Origin of the sequence: Tardiphaga sp. OK245 (genome assembly GCF_900108575.1) — a bacterium.
GTDB lineage: Bacteria > Pseudomonadota > Alphaproteobacteria > Rhizobiales > Xanthobacteraceae > Tardiphaga > Tardiphaga robiniae.
Genome location: NZ_FNWZ01000002.1, coordinates 755,911 through 774,009, shown reverse-complemented (window position 1 = coordinate 774,009; position 18,099 = coordinate 755,911). Strand labels below are relative to the sequence as shown.

The 18,099-nt window shown below is 61.5% G+C and carries 16 protein-coding genes; 8 read left to right on the top strand and 8 right to left on the bottom strand.

Going from position 1 to position 18,099, the window contains the following annotated elements; all coding sequences use genetic code 11:
- Window positions 1-189 precede the first annotated feature (189 nt).
- From pheS to BLW80_RS10320, 4 genes are all read left to right on the top strand, one after another.
- On the top strand, window positions 190-1,272 hold the full coding sequence (pheS, locus tag BLW80_RS10335) for a phenylalanine--tRNA ligase subunit alpha (RefSeq protein WP_093758209.1): 1,083 nt from the start codon (window positions 190-192) through the stop codon (window positions 1,270-1,272).
- Window positions 1,269-3,674: a phenylalanine--tRNA ligase subunit beta gene (pheT, locus tag BLW80_RS10330; protein WP_093757844.1), complete on the top strand. Its 2,406-nt coding sequence runs from the start codon at window positions 1,269-1,271 to the stop codon at window positions 3,672-3,674. The genes pheS and pheT overlap by 4 nt, the downstream gene beginning before the upstream one ends.
- Window positions 3,671-4,438 (top strand): sulfite exporter TauE/SafE family protein, encoded by a 768-nt coding sequence (locus BLW80_RS10325; protein ID WP_244528089.1) that lies wholly within the window; start codon window positions 3,671-3,673, stop codon window positions 4,436-4,438. Before pheT ends, BLW80_RS10325 begins: the two co-directional genes overlap by 4 nt.
- Before the next feature lie 73 nt (window positions 4,439-4,511).
- Window positions 4,512-5,459, top strand: coding sequence for an MBL fold metallo-hydrolase (locus tag BLW80_RS10320; protein WP_093757842.1), 948 nt, complete (start codon window positions 4,512-4,514; stop codon window positions 5,457-5,459).
- Window positions 5,460-5,484: 25 nt separating this feature from the next.
- On the opposite strand, the gene BLW80_RS10315 is transcribed toward BLW80_RS10320, so the two are convergent.
- Window positions 5,485-6,888, bottom strand: a complete 1,404-nt coding sequence (locus tag BLW80_RS10315) for a flavin monoamine oxidase family protein (RefSeq protein WP_093757841.1) — start codon at window positions 6,886-6,888, stop codon at window positions 5,485-5,487.
- Window positions 6,889-7,082: 194 nt separating this feature from the next.
- On the opposite strand from BLW80_RS10315, the gene BLW80_RS10310 reads away from it, so the two are divergent.
- Window positions 7,083-7,970, top strand: a complete 888-nt coding sequence (locus BLW80_RS10310) for a YiiX/YebB-like N1pC/P60 family cysteine hydrolase (protein WP_093757840.1) — start codon at window positions 7,083-7,085, stop codon at window positions 7,968-7,970.
- Window positions 7,971-7,979: 9 nt separating this feature from the next.
- Here BLW80_RS10310 and BLW80_RS10305 read toward each other — a convergent pair whose 3' ends face one another.
- Genes BLW80_RS10305 through BLW80_RS10295 form a run of 3 tightly spaced genes read right to left on the bottom strand, consistent with a single transcriptional unit; the run spans window position 7,980 to window position 11,159 of the window.
- Entirely contained in the window at window positions 7,980-8,831 is an 852-nt protein-coding gene (locus tag BLW80_RS10305) for a carbohydrate ABC transporter permease (RefSeq protein ID WP_068730277.1), read from the bottom strand.
- 13 nt (window positions 8,832-8,844) lie between these two features.
- Complete coding sequence (locus tag BLW80_RS10300) at window positions 8,845-9,723, bottom strand: carbohydrate ABC transporter permease (RefSeq protein ID WP_089263663.1); 879 nt, start codon at window positions 9,721-9,723, stop codon at window positions 8,845-8,847.
- A 53-nt stretch (window positions 9,724-9,776) separates the two neighbouring features.
- Window positions 9,777-11,159 carry an ABC transporter substrate-binding protein gene (locus BLW80_RS10295; protein WP_093757839.1) on the bottom strand — a complete coding sequence of 461 codons (1,383 nt, stop codon included), beginning with the start codon at window positions 11,157-11,159 and terminating at the stop codon, window positions 9,777-9,779.
- A gap of 140 nt (window positions 11,160-11,299) precedes the next feature.
- Between BLW80_RS10295 and BLW80_RS10290 the strand changes: the two genes are divergently transcribed.
- Entirely contained in the window at window positions 11,300-12,052 is a 753-nt protein-coding gene (locus BLW80_RS10290; protein WP_093757838.1) for a sulfate transporter family protein, read from the top strand.
- Here BLW80_RS10290 and nth read toward each other — a convergent pair.
- On the bottom strand, window positions 12,049-12,825 hold the full coding sequence (nth, locus tag BLW80_RS10285) for an endonuclease III (protein WP_089263043.1): 777 nt from the start codon (window positions 12,823-12,825) through the stop codon (window positions 12,049-12,051). The two genes, BLW80_RS10290 and nth, sit on opposite strands and share 4 nt — an antisense overlap.
- A gap of 22 nt (window positions 12,826-12,847) precedes the next feature.
- Between nth and BLW80_RS10280 the strand changes: the two genes are divergently transcribed.
- Both BLW80_RS10280 and BLW80_RS10275 read left to right on the top strand, forming a co-directional pair.
- Window positions 12,848-13,366: a DUF2244 domain-containing protein gene (locus tag BLW80_RS10280; RefSeq protein WP_093757837.1), complete on the top strand. Its 519-nt coding sequence runs from the start codon at window positions 12,848-12,850 to the stop codon at window positions 13,364-13,366.
- A gap of 81 nt (window positions 13,367-13,447) precedes the next feature.
- Entirely contained in the window at window positions 13,448-14,329 is an 882-nt protein-coding gene (locus BLW80_RS10275; RefSeq protein WP_414716825.1) for a methylated-DNA--[protein]-cysteine S-methyltransferase, read from the top strand.
- A 43-nt stretch (window positions 14,330-14,372) separates the two neighbouring features.
- Here BLW80_RS10275 and BLW80_RS10270 read toward each other — a convergent pair whose 3' ends face one another.
- The 3 genes from BLW80_RS10270 to BLW80_RS10260 form a co-directional block, all read right to left on the bottom strand.
- A complete protein-coding gene (locus BLW80_RS10270) occupies window positions 14,373-15,740 on the bottom strand; it encodes an MFS transporter (RefSeq protein WP_093757836.1) in 1,368 nt (455 codons plus the stop codon).
- Between the two features lie 76 nt (window positions 15,741-15,816).
- Window positions 15,817-17,346: an aldehyde dehydrogenase gene (locus tag BLW80_RS10265; protein ID WP_093757835.1), complete on the bottom strand. Its 1,530-nt coding sequence runs from the start codon at window positions 17,344-17,346 to the stop codon at window positions 15,817-15,819.
- Complete coding sequence (locus BLW80_RS10260) at window positions 17,343-17,993, bottom strand: GntR family transcriptional regulator (protein ID WP_093757834.1); 651 nt, start codon at window positions 17,991-17,993, stop codon at window positions 17,343-17,345. The genes BLW80_RS10265 and BLW80_RS10260 overlap by 4 nt, the downstream gene beginning before the upstream one ends.
- Window positions 17,994-18,099 lie beyond the last annotated feature (106 nt).

Genomic DNA, 18,099 nt, shown 5'->3' with positions numbered 1-18,099 from the left:
TGGCGGCCTGAGCTCTCCACTCCGCGTATTCATCGACATTGTCATGGCCGGGCAGAAGCGTTCACGCGCTCCTGTCCCGGCCATTGACGTCTTAATCCCTGTGATACCCGTGCTGTAGAAGCTGGTGCCCGGCCTTCCGTCGGACGCGCAGACAGCAAGAGGCGCCCGCCTCTCTCATCGAGGTTGCTGATGTCCGATCTGACGACGCTCCAACAGACTATTCTGGCCGATATTGCCAATGCCTCCGACGAAGCCGCCCTGGAAGCCGTGCGCGTCGGCGCGCTCGGCAAGAAGGGTTCGATCTCCGCGCTGTTGTCGACTCTCGGCAAGATGACGCCGGAAGAACGCAAGACCGAGGGCGCCGCGATCAACCTCGCCAAGGACGCGGTGACGCAGGCACTGACTGCGCGCCGCGATGTGCTGAAATCCGCAGCCCTCGATGCACGTCTCGCTTCCGAGACCATCGACGTGACGCTGCCGCTGCGCGATGGCCCCGCTGAACTCGGCCGCATTCATCCGCTCAGCCAGACCTGGGACGAATTGACGACGATCTTCGCCGACATGGGCTTCGCCGTGGCCGAAGGTCCGGATATCGAGACGGACGACTACAATTTCACCAAGCTGAATTTCCCCGAGGGCCATCCCGCCCGCGAGATGCACGACACCTTCTACTTCAATCCGAAGGAAGACGGCTCGCGCCTGCTGCTGCGCACGCATACATCACCGGTGCAGGTGCGCACCATGCTGAGCCAGCAGCCGCCGATCCGCGTAATCTGTCCGGGCCGCACCTATCGCAGCGACTCTGACCAGACCCACACGCCGATGTTCCATCAGGTGGAAGGCTTGGTCATCGACAAGGGTTCGCATCTCGGCCACCTCAAATGGATCCTGCACGAATTCTGCAAGGCTTTCTTCGAGGTCGATAACGTCAATATGCGCTTCCGTCCGTCGTTCTTCCCGTTCACGGAGCCGTCGCTGGAAGTCGATATCCAGTGCCGCCGCGACAAGAACGAGATTCGCTTCGGCGAAGGCGAAGACTGGCTCGAGATTCTCGGCTGCGGCATGGTGCATCCGAATGTGCTGCGTGCCTGCGGCATCGATCCCGACGTGTATCAGGGATTCGCCTGGGGCATGGGCATCGATCGTATCGCGATGCTGAAATACGGTATGGCCGACCTGCGCCAGCTGTTCGAAGGCGATGTGCGCTGGCTGAATCACTACGGCTTCAAGCCGCTTGAAGTACCGACGCTGGCCGGAGGACTGAGCACGTGAAATTCTCCCTCTCCTGGCTGAAGGACCATCTCGACACTGACGAGTCGCTCGAGACGCTGACCGACAAGCTCACCATGATCGGGCTCGAGGTCGAACATATCGACGACAAGGCGAAGCTGCTGAAGCCGTTCACGATCGCCGAGATCGTCACAGCCGTGCAACATCCCAATGCAGATCGGTTGCGCGTCTGCACCGTCAATGCCGGCGATGACAAGCTGCTGCAAATCGTCTGCGGGGCGCCGAATGCGCGCGCGGGACTGAAGACGGTCCTCGCCAGGCCCGGCACTTATATTCCAGGCAAGGATTTCACCATCGGCCTCGGCAATATCCGCGGCGTCGAAAGCCAGGGCATGATGTGCTCGGCCGGTGAACTCGGGCTCCCCGACAATATCGATGGCATCATCGAGCTGCCGGCAGATGCGCCGGTCGGCGCGATTTACCCCGACTGGGCCAAGCTCGGCGATCCCGTCATAGAAATCAACCTGACGCCCAATCGTCAGGACTGCACCGGCGTGTCGGGCATTGCGCGCGATCTCGCCGCGGCCGACATGGGCGTGTTCAAGAATCCCGGCATCAAGCCGATCAAGGGCGAATTCCCCTGCCCGGTGAAAGTCACCGTCGAAGACGCCAAGCTGTGCCCCGGCTTCGCACTACGTCTCGTGCGCGGCGTCAAGAACGGCCCGTCGCCGGAGTGGCTGCAGAAGAAGCTGACCTCCATCGGCCTGCGCCCGATCAATGCACTGGTCGACATCACCAACTTCCTGACTTTCGACCGCGCCCGTCCGCTGCATGTGTTCGATGCGTCCAAGGTAAAGGGCGACATCGTTGTCCGCCGCGCACGCGACGGCGAGACGCTGCTCGCGCTCGACGGCAAGACCTACACACTCGACAGCAAGGCCTGCGTCATCGCCGACGACAATGGTGTCGAGTCGCTCGCCGGCATCATGGGCGGCGAAGCCTCCGGCTGTTCGGAAGACACCACCGATGTACTGATCGAATCCGCGCTGTGGAACGAGATCAATATCGCGCAGACCGGCCGCAGGCTCGGGATCAATTCCGACGCGCGTTATCGGTTCGAGCGCGGCGTCGATCCGGTGTTCATGGTGCCCGGTCTCGAACTGGCAACCAAGCTGGTGATGGAGCTGTGCGGCGGCACACCGTCGGAAAGCATCGTCGTCGGAAAGCCTTACGGCGACGACCGCATCATCGACTTCCCGATTGCCGAGGTGAAGCGCCTCGCCGCCATCGACGTGCCATTCCCGGAGATGCGACGCATCCTGACGCATCTCGGCTTCATGGTGGCCGGCAGCGGCCCCGTGGTGAAGGTCGCAGTGCCGTCATGGCGTAGCGACGTGACCGGCAAGGCTGACATTGTCGAAGAAGTCATGCGCATCTTCGGCGTCGACAAGGTGCCGATGACGCCGTTCCCGCGCGGCGATGCCCCGCGCAAGCCGGTACTGACGCAGATCCAGCAGCGCACCCGCCGCGCCAAGCGTGGACTGGCCGCGCGCGGCCTCGTCGAGGCCGTGACATGGTCGTTCATCTCGAAGCCGCATGCCGAGGTGTTCGGCGGCGGCGCGCCGGAACTGGCGCTGGCCAACCCGATCGCCTCCGACCTCTCCGACATGCGGCCAAGCCTGTTGCCCGGACTGATCGCAGCCGCTCAGGCCAATGCGCATCGCGGTTCGTCCGACCTAGCGCTGTTCGAAGTCGGCCAGATCTTCCGCGGCGATCGCCCGCAGGATCAGTTCATGGCTGCATCCGGCGTGCGGCGTGGCCTCGCCTCGTCGGCTGGCAACGGCCGTCATTGGTCAGGCGCCAGCGCTGCGAACGCACTCGACGCCAAGGCCGATGCCTTTGCAGTTCTCGCAGCCGCAGGTGCACCGATGCAGGCGCTGCAGATCGTCGCCGGTGGCGCGAACTGGCTGCATCCCGGCCGATCCGGCACGATCCAGATCGGACCGCAGAACGTCCTCGGTTATTTCGGCGAGCTGCACCCGCGCACGCTCGAAGCACTCGGTGCCGACGGCCCGTTGATGGCGTTCGAAGTGATCCTCGATCGCATTCCCGACGCCAAGCAGAAGGCGACCCGCGCCAAACCGACTTTGGAGCTCTCGGCGTTCCAGCCTGTGTCACGCGACTTCGCCTTCATCGTCGATCGCAAGGTCAGGTCCGGTGACATCCTCCGTGCGGCAGCCGGCGTGGACAAGAAGCTGGTCACCGATGTGACGGTGTTCGACGTCTATGAAGGCAAGGGCATCGACGACGACAAGAAGTCCGTCGCCATCGCCGTGACCATGCAGCCGCGCGAGAAGACCCTGACCGATCAGGAAATTGATGCGGTGGCAGCGAAGATCGTGGCGGAAGTAACGAAGAAGACGGGCGGCACGTTGCGCGCATGATGGAATCACTCGGCCTGGTCCAGTATTCGACCACGTCGCTCGTTTTTATCACCGTCACCGCCTTCATTGCCGGACTGGCCCGCGGGTTTTCGGGCTTCGGTTCGGCGCTGATCTTCATGCCGCTCGCCTCAAGCGTGGCCGGCGCGCAGGTCGCTTCGCCCTTGCTCCTGCTGATCGACTTCTCGACCACGCTGACGCTGATCCCGAACGCCGCAAGACGAGCCGACAGGCGCGACGTCAGCATCATTTCGCTGGGCTCACTTATTGGCGTGCCGCTCGGCACGATGGCCTTGGCCTGGGCCGACCCGCTGACTGTTCGTTGGGGCATCGTCGCACTGATCGTCACGATGCTGACGCTACTGATCTCCGGCTGGCGCTATCCCGGTAAGCCGACCGTACCGGTGACGGTCGGCGTCGGCGGCGTCGCCGGCTTTTTCGGTGGCTTGGCGCAACTCGGCGGCCCGCCCATAGTGATGTATTGGCTGCGAGACGCGGCAGTCGCTGCCGTCACCCGCGCAAATATCATCCTGTATTTCGCGGTCGCAGACGTCTTGATCATCATCAGCTATACGATCGGCGGATTGTGGAACACGGCCATCCTTGGGCTCGCGGTAGTCACCGGTCCCCTGTTCGGCCTCGGCTTGTGGATCGGCTCGAAACTGTTCGGCAAGGCCAGCGATGAGCTGTTCCGCAAAATCTGCTACGCGCTGATCGCCGTCTCGGCGCTGATCAGCCTGCCGCTGTTCGACGGGATATTTCACTGACGCTTGCGTGACTTGCGGCGCCAGCCGGCGCGGCGTTAGGGTCTCTCCAATTCAAGAACAACGGGAGACGACCATGATCGATCGCCGCGACATGCTGAAGTTTGCCGCTGCCGGCGCCATGGTCTTCGCGGCGCGCCCCGCGCTGGCGCAGACGCCGGCAAAACCGCGCACCAGGATCATATTTCTCGGCACCAAGGGCGGCCCACGCGTCGGCGTCGGTGCATCCAATCCCGCCAACCTCGTTGTGGTCAACGACACGCCATTCGTGATCGATTGCGGCATGGGCGTCAGCCGGCAACTGGTCAATGCCGGCGTGCCGCTTCCCTCGGTGAAGTATATCTTCATCAGCCACCACCATTCCGATCACAATCTGGAATACGGCAACTTGTTCTACAATGCTTGGGCCGCAGGCCTCTCGACGCCGATCCACTCGTTTGGTCCCAAGGGCATCGAGGCAATGACCCGGACTTACTGGGAGTTGAACAAATTCGACGTTGATACCCGCATCGAAGATGAAGGCCGCCCCGATCCGCGGCCGTTGCTCGTTGCCAAGGATATCGCGGAGGATGGCGTGGTGTTGCAGACCGCCGACGTCAAGGTGACAGCGTTTCGCACTCCGCATCCGCCGATCGTCGACAGCTTCGCCTACAAATTCGAGACGCCCGACGGCGTCATCGTGTTCTCCAGCGACACCGCTTACAACCCGAAGCTCGCAGAGTTCGCCAAGGGGGCGGACGTGCTGGTGCATGAGGCACTTTACGTGCCCGCTGTTGACCGGCTGGTGATCAAGACGAAGAACGGCGCGACGCTGAAAAAGCATTTGATGGAAAGCCACACCACCACCGAGGATGTCGGCCGCATCGCCGCCGTGGCTGGCGTGAAGGTGCTGGTGCTCAGCCACTTCGTGCCGGGCGACGATCCCGAAGTCACCGACGAGGACTGGATCTCGGGCGTGCGAAAGAATTTTTCCGGCAAGATCATCGTGGCCAAAGATCTGATGCAGCTGGCGCTACCGGTGTAGCGCCAATAGCAGCCTCACGTCGCGGCTACTCCAACCCCGCTCCGCTCGACCGCTGCCGCCGCTGCTTCGTCCGCACCGGCCTGTCTGGTTCCGGCTCTTTCATTGCGCCGATCTTCTTGAGCGCCGCCTCTGCTGCGCGCTCGCCGCTTTCCCATGCGCCATCGACCGTGCCCCACAATGTTTCGTGCGTGGCTTCGCCGGCAAGGAACAGATTGCCCATAGGCTCAGCCAATACGCGGCGCGAGGCCTGGCCACCCGGTGCGGCCCCCGACATGGCTCCGAGCACGAATGGCATCGTATCCCAGCGCGTCGTTGCAGAACGCTTGATCGCCGGTTTGATATCGGAGCCGAACAGCTTCGTCAGCCATTCAACGGCGAAAGCCACCATCGCGGCCTCGCCCTGAGTTGCAAGGTCGCGGCCGAATGCGCCCGCGACATCGACGGTACACAGCGATGACCCGCCAATGTTCGCAAACAGTGCACCGGTACGTGTGCTCGTGCTTTGTTCGACCATCAGCTCATCGCGACCCAGCCCGAGCGGATTGCCAGTAAACTGTAGCGCGATACGGTCATAGCTGCCGAGGCTGAGTTTTGCCGCCGCGTCGAGCTGCCGCTTTGGCAGTTCCGGCGTGAACTTGATTGTCCCCGACGACAACACATTGCTTGATGCGGTGATGATCACCGCCCGCGCCGCAATGCGCCCTGACGCCGTCTCAACGCCGATGTCGCGTCCGCTCCAGGTCACGCGCGTCGCAGGGGTCGACAGCGCCACCGGAACGGCCTCGCCGAGCTTGCCCATCAACGCCCCGAGCCCCTGGCGCGTGGCAACATCAATGGCGCGATCCTGCGCGCGCGAGAGATCCAGCGTCGAGAGATCCTTGAGGTCCTTGCCGGTCGCATAGGCCCCGAGCACGAAATCGATCGTGCCCGCCCAGTCCCCGAGGTCCTTCGGCAGCGCCGCGGCGCAGGAGATGTCGGCACGGCGCGCTGCTTCGTCGATGGCGCGATTGGCCCGCACGACCGCAGCGAGCAATTCCTCGGTCTCGCCGGCGCGGGCATTGCGACGGCCGATACGCAGCTTCTGGCTCGGCGGCGATGGCGCGACATCAATTCCCACCGGCCGGGCAAGCTTCACCACTGCGTTGGTTTCCGGCGTGTGCAGCCAGCGCGCGCCGCGATCGAACGGGGCGTCGAAACTTGTGGCGTCTGTCATGCACCGTCCGCCAATCTGGCTGGAGGCCTCGACCACGATCACCTTGCGATTGGCCGCCTGGATACGACGCGCCGCAGCGATGCCCGCAGCGCCCGCGCCAATCACGACAATGTCAGCATCCCGCGGCAGCGACGCGGCCAATGTCCTTGCGCCGAACAGCGGCACAAGTGTCAATGCTGCGGACGCCGACAGGAAATCTCGGCGTGAAATCGTCATGACATGGTTTCCGAAATTTTATGATGCATGAGAACGTCTCGCGAACCTTGCCGTATTCGAGGGTGTGCGGCAACCGTCGTGGTGAATGAATCGTCACCAGCGCCGCGCGGGCATGAACCAAATTGCAATGGCTCTCGACCATGATGGAGCCAGGGAAAGCGGTCGACATGAACCGCGCTGGGGGAGTCACGATCATGGGCCTCATGCTCGATACGGTCGGGAAACTGATCGCGAAATATCTGCAGAAGGAGCTGCCCGGCTACGAGCCATTCACGCCGAGCGACCCCGAACGCCTGCGCGGTATCATCGAGGAAGGTGACGTGCTGCTGGTCGAAGGCAACAACCGCGTCTCCGGCATCATCAAATATCTCACGCAATCGACCTGGTCGCATGCCGCGCTCTATGTCGGCCCAATCGATGGTGCTGCAGAGCCGAACGGCGAGCCGCATGTGCTGATCGAGGCCAATATCGGCGAAGGTGTCACCTCGGCACCGCTGTCGAAATATTATCCGTTCCACACCCGCCTGTGCCGCCCGGTCGGTCTGTCCTACGAGGACCGCACCACTGTGTGTCGCTACGCCATCAACCGGATTGGCTTTGGTTACGACACCAAGAACATTCTCGACCTGATGCGCTTCCTGATCCCGCTGCCAATACCGCAGCGCTGGCGGCGGCGCATGATCGCTTTCGGTTCCGGCGATCCCACCAAGATCATCTGCTCGGCATTGATCGCGCAGGCTTTCGATGCCGTGCGCTATCCGATTCTGCCGAAAATCACCCGCGCCGGTAGCCGCCAGGCCCGTCGCGAGATTCTGCACATCCGCGATTCATCGCTGTATATGCCCAGGGATTTCGATATCTCGCCCTATTTCGAAGTGGTGAAGCCGACCATTGAACTCGGATTCGACTACACGGCATTGCATTGGGCCGACAAACAAAAGCCGCTCCGGGAGGTGGCGGGCACTTTCGATCCATTTCCGGACGTCTTCGGCACGCCGACGCTCATTCCTGAGACGACTGACACGGAAGCGGAAGTGGCTGACGAAGACGTGAGCAGGCTTCGGATCAGGCTAATCGCCTGATCCGCCACTTCAAGACTTGACCGCGCCCGCTGTGAGTCCGCCGACCATGTAGCGCCGGAAGGCGTAATACACTGCGGCTGGTGGTAGCGCGTAAATAAAGCCCGTGGTCATCAGCAATTCCCAGGGCGAGTCATCAGCGGCCAGGAAGTTGCCGAGCGCGACGGGTAGCGTGATCTCGGTATCCTTGGACAGCAGCAGGAAGGCGTAGAGATATTCGTTCCAGGCGAGCAGCAGCGCATAGGTCCCGATCGCGACCAGCGATGGCAACATCAGCGGCACATAGACCATGCGAAACAGTTGCAGCGGCGTTGCGCCGTCCATGATGGCGGCTTCGTCGAGCTCGAGCGGCAGCTTGTCCGACGCCTGCTTGAGCACCCAGATCGCATAGGGCGAAGCAATGGTCACCATCGCTAGGATCAGCGACCAGTGATTGTTGAGCAGACCGTAATTGCCCATGGTGCGATACATCGGTACCGCGAGGAATGCCGCGGGAATGAAATAGGTGAACAGCGCCATGTTCATCACCGTTCGACCGCCGCGGACGCGCAGACGACTGATCGCAAAGGCCGCCGATGTCGCAATCACCAGCGTCAGCGCACCGACCGCCACCGCAATGACGACCGAGTTCAGGAACTGCGCCCAAAAATCGCGCAGGAAATAGTGCTGCTGATTGAACACGATTCTGAAATTGTTCAGCGTCGGATGGTCGGGCCACAGCTTGCCCGCGAACGCATCCTGCTTCGGCGAGATCGCGAACAGGAACATGTGGTAGATCGGAATCAACGTCCAGATCAGCACGGGAATGCCGATCAGCAGCAGCCGCGCTTCGGTGCCGACTTCTCGTAGCGTTGGCACTCTCATCGGGTGAACCTCTTCATCGAGAGAGCCGTTTCATCATGAAATAGACCAGCGGCAGCACAAGCGGCATCGCGCAAACGATAGATGCCATCGACATGTCGAGCTGATCGAGGCGGAGATAGCGAATCCCCAATGTGGACAGAACATGAGTGAGATCCGCTGGCCCGCCTCCCGTCAACAGATAGACGCTGTTGAAGTCACCGAGCGTCCAGATCATCGAAAGCAGCGTGCAGGTCAGATACAGCGTCTGCATCGACGGCCAGGTGATGAAGCGGAATTTCTGCCACCAGCTGGCGCCGTCGACATCGGCGGCTTCGAACATGTCCGTCGAGATCGCCAGACGCCCTGTCATCAGGATCAACGTCCAGAACGGCAGCGACTTCCAGATGTGCACCATGATCGCCAGCGTCAGGCCGATAGCGGGATCGTTCAGCCAGTTGGGCCCATCCTCGCCAGTAAACTTGAAGATCAGATTATTGATCACGCCCCATTCGGGATTGAACATGAAGCGCACCGACAGGATGGTCGGGATCGACGGCACCGCCCAAGGCAGGATGAACAGTACCGACAGCCAGCGTATCCATGTCCGTGACTGCACAAAGAAGCCGGACAGAAACAGAGCGATCAGCATCTTCACATTGATGCCGATAATCAGGAAGATCAGCGTGTTGACGACGGCGCGCGCGAATACCGGATCGTTATAGAGCGCGACGTAACTCGCCGGGTGCCGCGCCAGCCACAAGCCATAACCGATCGGATAGACCACGAAGGCGGCGAACACGAGCAGATAGGGCGCGATCATCACGACGCCCCAGACCTGCGGCGTCGTCAGGCGGGCGGACCATGGCCGGCGTGGCAGCGTATCGGCGGGAGCGGGATAGGTGATCGTGGCCATGCTGTACACCATTGCAAAAGCCGGCCGCGAAGAGCGGCCGGCTTTGTCTCGGACTAACCCGCGATTTCCTTGATGCGGGCGATCAACTCATCGACGGCCTTCTCGACCGGCACCTTCTCGCTGACCACGCGGTTCATCGCCTTGGCCCAGACGTTCTCGTTATTGAGGATCGTGAACTTGTAATTCTTCACGAAATCGAACGACGAGGTGCCACCCGTGAACTGGGTATAGACTGCCTTGCGATGCTTGTCGGCCTGCCAGAACGGGCTTGCCTGTCCGGCCTTGGTCACCGGGAACCAGCGACCCAGCGCACCTTCGACATAGGGGCCAAGGTTTTCTTCTTCCATCAGGAACTTGACGAATTCCTTGGCGCCCGCCTTGTTCTTCGACTGCGAGAAGATCATCCCCGTCTTCACGTCTGAGCGATACTTGATCGGCGTGCCGTCCGGCTTCAGCGGGAACGATGCCGTGACGATCGTCTCTTCATAGGCCTTCTTGCCGGCCGCGCGCTGCTCCGGCGTCAACGTCTGGTTTTGCGAATCCTCGAACCACTTCGCCGCGATCGAAATCGTGAAGTTGTGGGTCATGATGATGCTCTTGTTGTGGAAGGCGACATTGTTGTCGGGGTCCTTCCACGTCGTCGAGGATGGCGGCGTGCAGCCCTTGATATAGGTGTCGGTATAGTCCCTGAGCGCGCCGATCAGGCCTTCCTTGACCTTGGGGTCGTCCACCAGAAGCTTGCCATCGTCGTCCACCAGCTTGACGTTATAGGCATCCATGAAGGTGTAGAATGACTGCAGCGAGTCCGTGGACTCCACGCCCATCGGCTGGCCGACACCATAGGCACGGCTGCCTGACGCCTTGCGATAGGCCGGCTGGACCTTGTCGCACCAGAACGACCAATAACCCTTCCAGTCCTTGGGAATATCGCTGACCTTGAAGCCGGCCTGCTCGAGCAGATCGCTCCAGATCTCCACATGCATCGACTGCTGCTTCAGCGGAAAGCCATAATACGCCTTCTTCTTGGTCTGGCCGTTCATCAGATAGGCCGTCTCGACCGTGTTCGGCGCGAATTTATCCATCATCGGCTTTAGGATGTCGGTGATATCTTCCAGCTTGCCTTCGAAGGCCCATTTGCCGGATGCCTGCACATCGTAGGTGTCGGCATAGGCGACATCCGGCGGCGTACCGGAATCCAGCGCAGCCACCGTCTTCGGGATCATGTCCTGTATGGCATATTGCGAGAGTTCGACCTTGATCTTGGTTTTGTCTTCGAACTTCTTGATCGCCGCCAGCAGCGATTCATCTTCAGACTTATAAAACCCCTTGCTGAACCAGACGGTGATGCTTTGCTGCGCGAAGGCGGGCGCTGCGGTCAGAAACAAGCCGGAAGCGGCAGTGGCGAAAACAAGCGCACGGGTACCCTTGGTGATCAAGACGTCGTCCTCCCTGATGATTGTTTTTCTTGAGACTACCTCTTTCTATTTATCCGTCCAGTGAAGAAGTCGATGCTGCGCTGCACTTGTCTGACAACTTCGCAAGGGTTACGTCTTCGTGATTGCAAGGAGAAAATCGGATGCTTGTCGCTGCCGCCAAGGCGCTATCGCAAATTCTTTCACCACCGATGCGCAGCATCCTGTGGAAGTCGATCGGACTTGCCCTGGTTTTAATCACTGTCCTGGCAATCGGCATGCAGCGGTTGTTGAACTGGGCTGCCACTTCGGGCGGCGTCTGGGCCGAAAGCACGATCGGGTCGGACTACCACATGATGATCAATGTGCTGTCCTGGATCTTGTCGATTGCCGCCGGTCTCGGCGTCGTCGTCGGCGCAATCTTTCTGATGCCGGCGATCACGTCACTGGTCGCCAGCGTGTTCGTCGATGATGTTGCCGATATCGTCGAGCGCGAGCACTATCCCGCGGAGCGGGTCGGCGTCGCCTTGCCGTTCGGGCTCGCCATTACCGAGGGCGGCAAGACCGCGCTGCTGACCATTGCGGTCTATCTGATCGCGCTGCCCTTCGTGTTCTTCGCCGGCATTGGTTTCGTTGTCTTCTTCATCGCGACAGCCTGGCTGCTCGGCCGCGAATATTTCGAGCTGGCCGCCATGCGGTTCCGCTCGCCGGCGGACGCCAAGGTGATGCGCAAGCAGCATGCGGCGACGGTGTTCACCGCCGGGCTGTTTATCGCAGCTTTTGTCTCGATCCCGATCGTCAACCTGGCCACGCCGCTGTTCGGCATGACCTTCATGGTCCATATGCACAAGCGATTGAGCGGACCACGACCGGAGCTGATCGGGCCAGGTCGCGTAACGAAGATGCCGGTCGCCTAGACTACCGTCTTCTCCGGCCACTGGCACAGATCGTTGATCAGACACACCTCGCAGCGCGGCTTGCGCGCGAGACACGTATAGCGGCCGTGCAGGATGAGCCAATGATGGGCATGCAGCATGAACTCGTCGGGGATCACGCGCTCCAGCTCCAGCTCCACGTCGAGCACGTTCTTGCCCGGCGCCATGTTGGTGCGATTGCCGACGCGGAAGACATGGGTGTCTACAGCCATCGTGTGCTCGCCAAACGCCATATTGAGCACGACATTGGCGGTCTTGCGCCCCGCCCCCGGTAACGACTCGATTTCGGTGCGGGTGCGCGGCACGACGCCGCCGAATTCGCGGATCAGTTTTTCCGACAGCGCGATGACGTTCTTCGCCTTGGTGCGGTAGAGTCCAATTGTCTTGATATAGTCCCGCACCGCCTCTTCGCCGAGATCAATCATTTTCTGCGGCGTATCGGCGATGGGAAACAGCGCGCGCGTCGCCTTGTTGACGCCGGCGTCAGTCGCCTGCGCGGACAACACCACTGCAACCAGCAATGTGTAGGGATTGAGATGTTCGAGCTCGCCCTTGGGCTCGGGATTAGCCTTGCGGAAGCGCGAGAAGGCTTCATGGACCTGGGCTTTGGTCCAAGGCTTCAACTTGATGGGTTTCAGCTTGATGGGCTTCGGCTTGGCGACCTTCTTCGCAGGCGCCTTTACCGCTTTCGCTACAACCTTCTTTGCAGGACTGGACTTTGCGCTGGCGGCGAGCTTGCGGGTGATTTTCGGCATCAAAGGGATATACTGAGGGACCATGACATCAGGCAACGAATTTGACGTCTCGCAGGAACCGATGCTGTTCAGCGCGCTGCTGCGTCCGCATCACGCGCTGGGTCGCAAGGGCTTCCTCGTGCTCATGGGTTTCATCAGCATGGTCTCGTTCGGCGCGGGGATGGCCTTCCTGCTGATGGGCGCCTGGCCGGTGCTCGGCTTTTTCGGCCTCGACCTGCTGGCGATCTATATCGCCTTCAAGGTCTACGACAGACGCGCCAGGGCCACCGAAGAGATCACGGTCACGCCGTCGGAAATCCGTGTGCGCCGGGTCAGCCCATCAGGCGACGTCGTGGAATGGGCATTCAATCCACTCTGGGTGCAGATCGATCAGGTGTGCCACGCCGAATTCGGCATCGAGCAGCTTTTTCTGGTGTCGCGCGGCCGTCGGGTGTCGATCGCACGGTTCCTCGGCGCGGAGGAAAAGGCGAGCTTCATCAAAGCCTTGATGGAAGCGCTCCAGGCCGCCAAACGCGGCCCGACCTATAATCCGGCGAGCTGATGATCCATCGGGAAACGGGTGGTTTGCGCGTCGGGGCAGGCCTACATCGATATCATGATGAATCTTGCCAGAGACCTAGCGATGACTGAGCATCGCCCGATCAAGCCGGGCCAGCGCGACGCGGCCCTGCGCGATTACGATTCCGTACGCCGTGCCATCGGCTTCATGCACTCGCAGTGGCGGGACCAGCCGAACATCGAGGCCGTGGCGGATGCCGCGAGCGTGACGCCGGACGAGTTGCATCACCTGTTCCGCCGCTGGGCGGGACTGACACCGAAAGCGTTCATGCAGGCGCTGACGCTCGACCACGCCAAGCACCTGCTGCGCGATTCCGCCAGCGTCCTCGACGCCGCGCTCGACTCAGGCCTTTCCGGCCCGGGCCGGCTGCACGATCTCTTCGTAACCCATGAAGCGATGTCACCCGGAGAATGGAAAACCGGCGGCGCCGGCATGGAGTTGCGCTACGGCTTCCATCCCTCACCGTTCGGCACCGCGATCGTGATCGCCAGCGACCGCGGCCTTGCGGGTCTCGCTTTCTCCGATCCGGGCGACGAACAGCGCGCTTTCGCCGACATGAGCCGGCGCTGGCCGGCGGCCACATTGATTGAGGACACTCCCGGCACGGCCGGACTGGCGCAGCGCATCTTCGACAGCAAGCTGTGGCGCCCGGACCAGCCGCTGCGGGTGGTGTTGATCGGGACGGATTTCGAAGTCCGCGTCTGGGAAACGCTGCTGAAGATCCCGATGGGTCGTGCGGTCAGCTATTCGGATATCGCCTGCAAGATCGACAACCCGAAGGCCTCACGCGCCGTCGGCGCGGCCGTGGGCAAGAACCCGATTTCCTTCGTGGTGCCGTGCCACCGCGCGCTCGGTAAATCCGGCGCGCTGACGGGTTATCATTGGGGCATTACACGGAAGCAGGCCATGATCGGCTGGGAAGCCGGACAGGTGGGAGCGAATTAGCAGCAATGGGCCGCAGTTTCCTGCGGCCCATTGGACTGAACGACTAAGACGCTTCCTTCAGCGCGGGCGCTGAGGATTCGTCGGTCTTCATTTCTTCAAGGCTGCGGTTCCGTGGCTCAATGCCGAACGCCCACACCGTGATGATCTGCAGCACCAGCAATCCGATCATCAGCGCCATTACGCCCGCAACGCCGCGCGCCTCGAACAGGGTCACCACCAAGAACGGCGTCACGATGGTTGCGCCGCGCCCCAGCGTGTTGACGATCCCCGACGCCCGCAAGCGCACTTCGGTGGGGAACAGTTCGGGGATATAAATGCCGAACAGCAGCGCAACCAGCACATAGATCGGGATCGTGAGCGCAAAACCGACCGCTGGCAGCAGAAGCGGATCGGAAATCATCGGATAGATGATGCCCAACACCACCGCGATCAGCGACGAACCGATAATGGTCGGCTTGCGGCCCCAACGGTCGGCCGTCAGCGCGCCGATGGCCGAGCCGACCGGAGCACCCAGCGCCATCAGCAGCGAGTAACTGAACGACGTGGCGACACTTAATCCCTGTTTGATGAAGAACACCGGCAGCCAGGTCACGAAGCCATACAGCAATGTGTTGATGGTGATCAGGCAGATCGAACCGACGATCATGCGCGACAGCAGTGGCGGCGCGAATAGCGACGACAGCTGGCCGGACGCCTGCACGGTCGGGACCGTGGTCACCGGCGGCAGCGGCTTGCCTTGGGCGGCCTCACTCTCGATCTTCTGCATCAGCGCCTCTGCCTCCTCGCGGCGGCCGACGGCCTCGAGCCAGCGCGGCGACTCCGGCAGGTTCTTGCGCATGTACCAGACCACCAGCGCACCGATGCCGCCGAGCACGAACATGGCGCGCCATCCGAACATCGGCACCACGAACGAGGCCGCCAGTAGCGCCACCGGCAGGCCACTAACGACGCAGACGGCCATCAGCCCCAGATACTTGCCGCGCGAACGCGCGGGAACGAACTCGGTCATCGTCGAGTAGCCGACCACGTTTTCAGCACCGAGCCCAAGACCCATCACGAAGCGCCACAGGATCAGGATGGTCATGTTTGGCGCGAATGCCGCCGCGAGCGATGCTACGCCGAACAGCAACAGATTGAACTGATAGGAGAAGCGACGGCCGTAGCGATCGCCGAGAAAGCCGGTGCCGAACGAGCCGAGCATCATTCCGAAGAACGTCGCCGAAATGAACAGCGCATTCTCGGCGAGCGTCGAGAAGCCGCTCTTGAGCGTCACGCCCAGCACTGTTCCTGCGATATAGATGTCAAAGCCGTCGAAGAACATTCCAATCCCGATCAACGTCATGATGCGGTAGTGGAACGGTCCGATCGGCAGCCGGTCCAACCGGCCGCCCGCAGTTACTGATGTCGGCATCGTCGTCTCTCCCTGTTTGTTTCCATATCGATTAGCGCCGTCCCTCTGTGGGGGATCTGTTGGCGATCGCTTTGCTCTAGTTCAGTCGCTTCTGCCCCGCCGTGTCGCGATACCAGTCGAACGGGCCATCGCCCGTCGCCACCATCACGCTCTTGGTGTTGAAGTGATCATCGAAGCTTTCGGTGCCGCATTCACGGCCGATGCCACTGTCGTCCACGCCGCCCCAGGGCGATGCAGGATCGAGGCGATGATGATCGTTGATCCAGACGATACCCGCCTTGACGCGGCCGGCCACGCGATGTGCGCGCGCGACGTCACGGGTGCGGATCGCCGCTGCAAGTCCGAACGGGGAATCGTTGGCCAGACGCAACGCATCGGCCTCGTCCTTGAACGGCGTGACAGAGGTGAACGGGCCGAACACCTCTTCCTGGAAGATGCGCATGTCCGACCGAACATCGGCGAACACCGTGGGCTCCACGAAGAACCCGTTTTCGTGACCGGCAACCTTTGCCGCAACGCCACCAGCAACCAGCCGGGCACCGTCTTCGTGACCGAAACGCGCATAGGACAGCACGCGGTCACGCTGGCGCGCCGAGATCACCGGGCCGAGCTGCGTGTTGGGATCGAACGGATCGCCGATACGGATAGACTTCGTCTTGGCCTGTAGCTTCGCTACGAACTCGTCATAGATCGAGGCCTGCACGATATGCCTGGAAGCGCAGACGCAAGTCTGGCCGGCACCGATGAAGGCACCGAAGGCAGCGTAATTCACAGCCTGATCGACATCGAAATCGTCGAACACCATGACAGGCGTCTTGCCGCCGAGCTCCATGGTCTGATGCGCGAACACTTTCGCCGCGGATGATCCGGCGATGCGCCCGGCTTCGGTGCCGCCGGTCAGCACCAGCTTGTTGATGTCAGGGTGTTCGGACAACATCTTGCCGGCACTTGGGCCGTAGCCCAGCACGATATTGAACACACCCGGCGGCAGGCCGGCTTCGGTGAAGATCTGCGCGAGCTTCAGCGTGGTCAGGGGCGTGTATTCCGAGGGCTTCACGACCGTCACGCAACCGGTGGCCAGAACGGCAGCCAGCGACTTGCACAGGATCATCAGCGGATGATTGAACGGCGTACAGTTCGCCACGATCCCGATCGGCGTGCGCAGCGTATAGTTGAGATACGCGCCTTCAACCGGAATGACGGAATCGCGCCGCGCCAGGGCGACGCCCGCGAAGTAGCGGAAGAAGTCCGGGAGGCGCGAGAGCTGCGCACGTGTCTCGTTGACTGGACGGCCGTTGTTCAACGTTTCCAGCCGATACAGCGTGTCTAGGTTGGCCTCGAACGCATCGGCGAGCTTATTGATCAGGCGCGCACGGGCACGTGTATCCATGCCACCCCAGGCGCGCCCTTCGAACGCCGCACGCGCGCTCTTCATGGCATGATCGATATCGGCTGCGGTCGAATTGGGAATTCGTGCGATGACGTCGCCCGTGGCCGGGTTGCGCACATCGATCATCTCGCCGTTGCCGGCCTCGACTTCGCGGCCGTCTACGAAATTGCCGTGGATCTCGACATCGATGGAGCCTGTTTTTGTTGGAATGTTCATAGATCTCTCCCTTCGACGATGATCGCGTTACGCGCCAAGGCAGGCAGCACGCGCTTTTCTGTTTTCTCGATGTGAGCCTTGATGATGCGCGCCGCGCCGCGCTGGTCGCGGCGCTGCATGGCGTCGATCAGGCTGACGTGCTCGCCCACGAGCTGCATGTGATCGCGGCCCTTGACGTTGGCGATGCTGATACGCACCAGCCGGTCGGCCTGTTCGATCAGATCGCGCGCGGCCGACGCCATGCGCCGGTTGCCGGACGCCTGTGCCAGCGCGATATGGAAGGCGCGGTTATAATCGATGAAATCTTCCGCCGAGCCGTCGAACGACCTGTATTGGTCCAATCCGCGCAGGATGTTGTCCGAGGCGTGCTCGATCGCTTCCGACACACAGGCCGGCTCGACCGCATAGCGAAACCGCAACAGGTCCCGGGCGTCCGAGATCGAGATCGGATTGACCCGATAACCCTGGCGCGGCTGCACCGTCACGAGATGCTCGCGCTCGAGCCGCAGCAAAGCCTCACGTACGGGCTGGCGGCTGACCGCATAGCGCACCGCCAGCTCCTGCTCCCGCATATCATCGCCTGGCAAAAAGCGACACATCAGGATATCAGACCTGAGGCTGTTGTAGACATTATCTCGAAGAAGCACGGATATTTCCTCTGATTTTCCGACAAAGATGCATCTCGTGAAATATCACGTCAAGTCAGATTTGCGCGATCGAGGACTTGCTTTTAGGCTCCGGTCCGGGACACAA

What these genes read in the sequence shown, in the direction of transcription:
- BLW80_RS10280 (WP_093757837.1), top strand. Translation starts at nt 12,848, where the DNA reads ATGACATCAGGCAACGAATTTGACGTCTCGCAGGAACCGATGCTGTTC.
- BLW80_RS10310 (WP_093757840.1), top strand. Translation starts at nt 7,083, where the DNA reads ATGGGCCTCATGCTCGATACGGTCGGGAAACTGATCGCGAAATATCTG.
- pheS (WP_093758209.1), top strand. Translation starts at nt 190, where the DNA reads ATGTCCGATCTGACGACGCTCCAACAGACTATTCTGGCCGATATTGCC.
- BLW80_RS10275 (WP_414716825.1), top strand. Translation starts at nt 13,448, where the DNA reads ATGACTGAGCATCGCCCGATCAAGCCGGGCCAGCGCGACGCGGCCCTG.
- BLW80_RS10320 (WP_093757842.1), top strand. Translation starts at nt 4,512, where the DNA reads ATGATCGATCGCCGCGACATGCTGAAGTTTGCCGCTGCCGGCGCCATG.
- BLW80_RS10290 (WP_093757838.1), top strand. Translation starts at nt 11,300, where the DNA reads ATGCTTGTCGCTGCCGCCAAGGCGCTATCGCAAATTCTTTCACCACCG.
- nth (WP_089263043.1), bottom strand. Translation starts at nt 12,825, where the DNA reads ATGCCGAAAATCACCCGCAAGCTCGCCGCCAGCGCAAAGTCCAGTCCT.
- BLW80_RS10315 (WP_093757841.1), bottom strand. Translation starts at nt 6,888, where the DNA reads ATGACGATTTCACGCCGAGATTTCCTGTCGGCGTCCGCAGCATTGACA.
- BLW80_RS10325 (WP_244528089.1), top strand. Translation starts at nt 3,671, where the DNA reads ATGATGGAATCACTCGGCCTGGTCCAGTATTCGACCACGTCGCTCGTT.
- BLW80_RS10305 (WP_068730277.1), bottom strand. Translation starts at nt 8,831, where the DNA reads ATGAGAGTGCCAACGCTACGAGAAGTCGGCACCGAAGCGCGGCTGCTG.
- BLW80_RS10270 (WP_093757836.1), bottom strand. Translation starts at nt 15,740, where the DNA reads ATGCCGACATCAGTAACTGCGGGCGGCCGGTTGGACCGGCTGCCGATC.
- BLW80_RS10300 (WP_089263663.1), bottom strand. Translation starts at nt 9,723, where the DNA reads ATGGCCACGATCACCTATCCCGCTCCCGCCGATACGCTGCCACGCCGG.
- BLW80_RS10265 (WP_093757835.1), bottom strand. Translation starts at nt 17,346, where the DNA reads ATGAACATTCCAACAAAAACAGGCTCCATCGATGTCGAGATCCACGGC.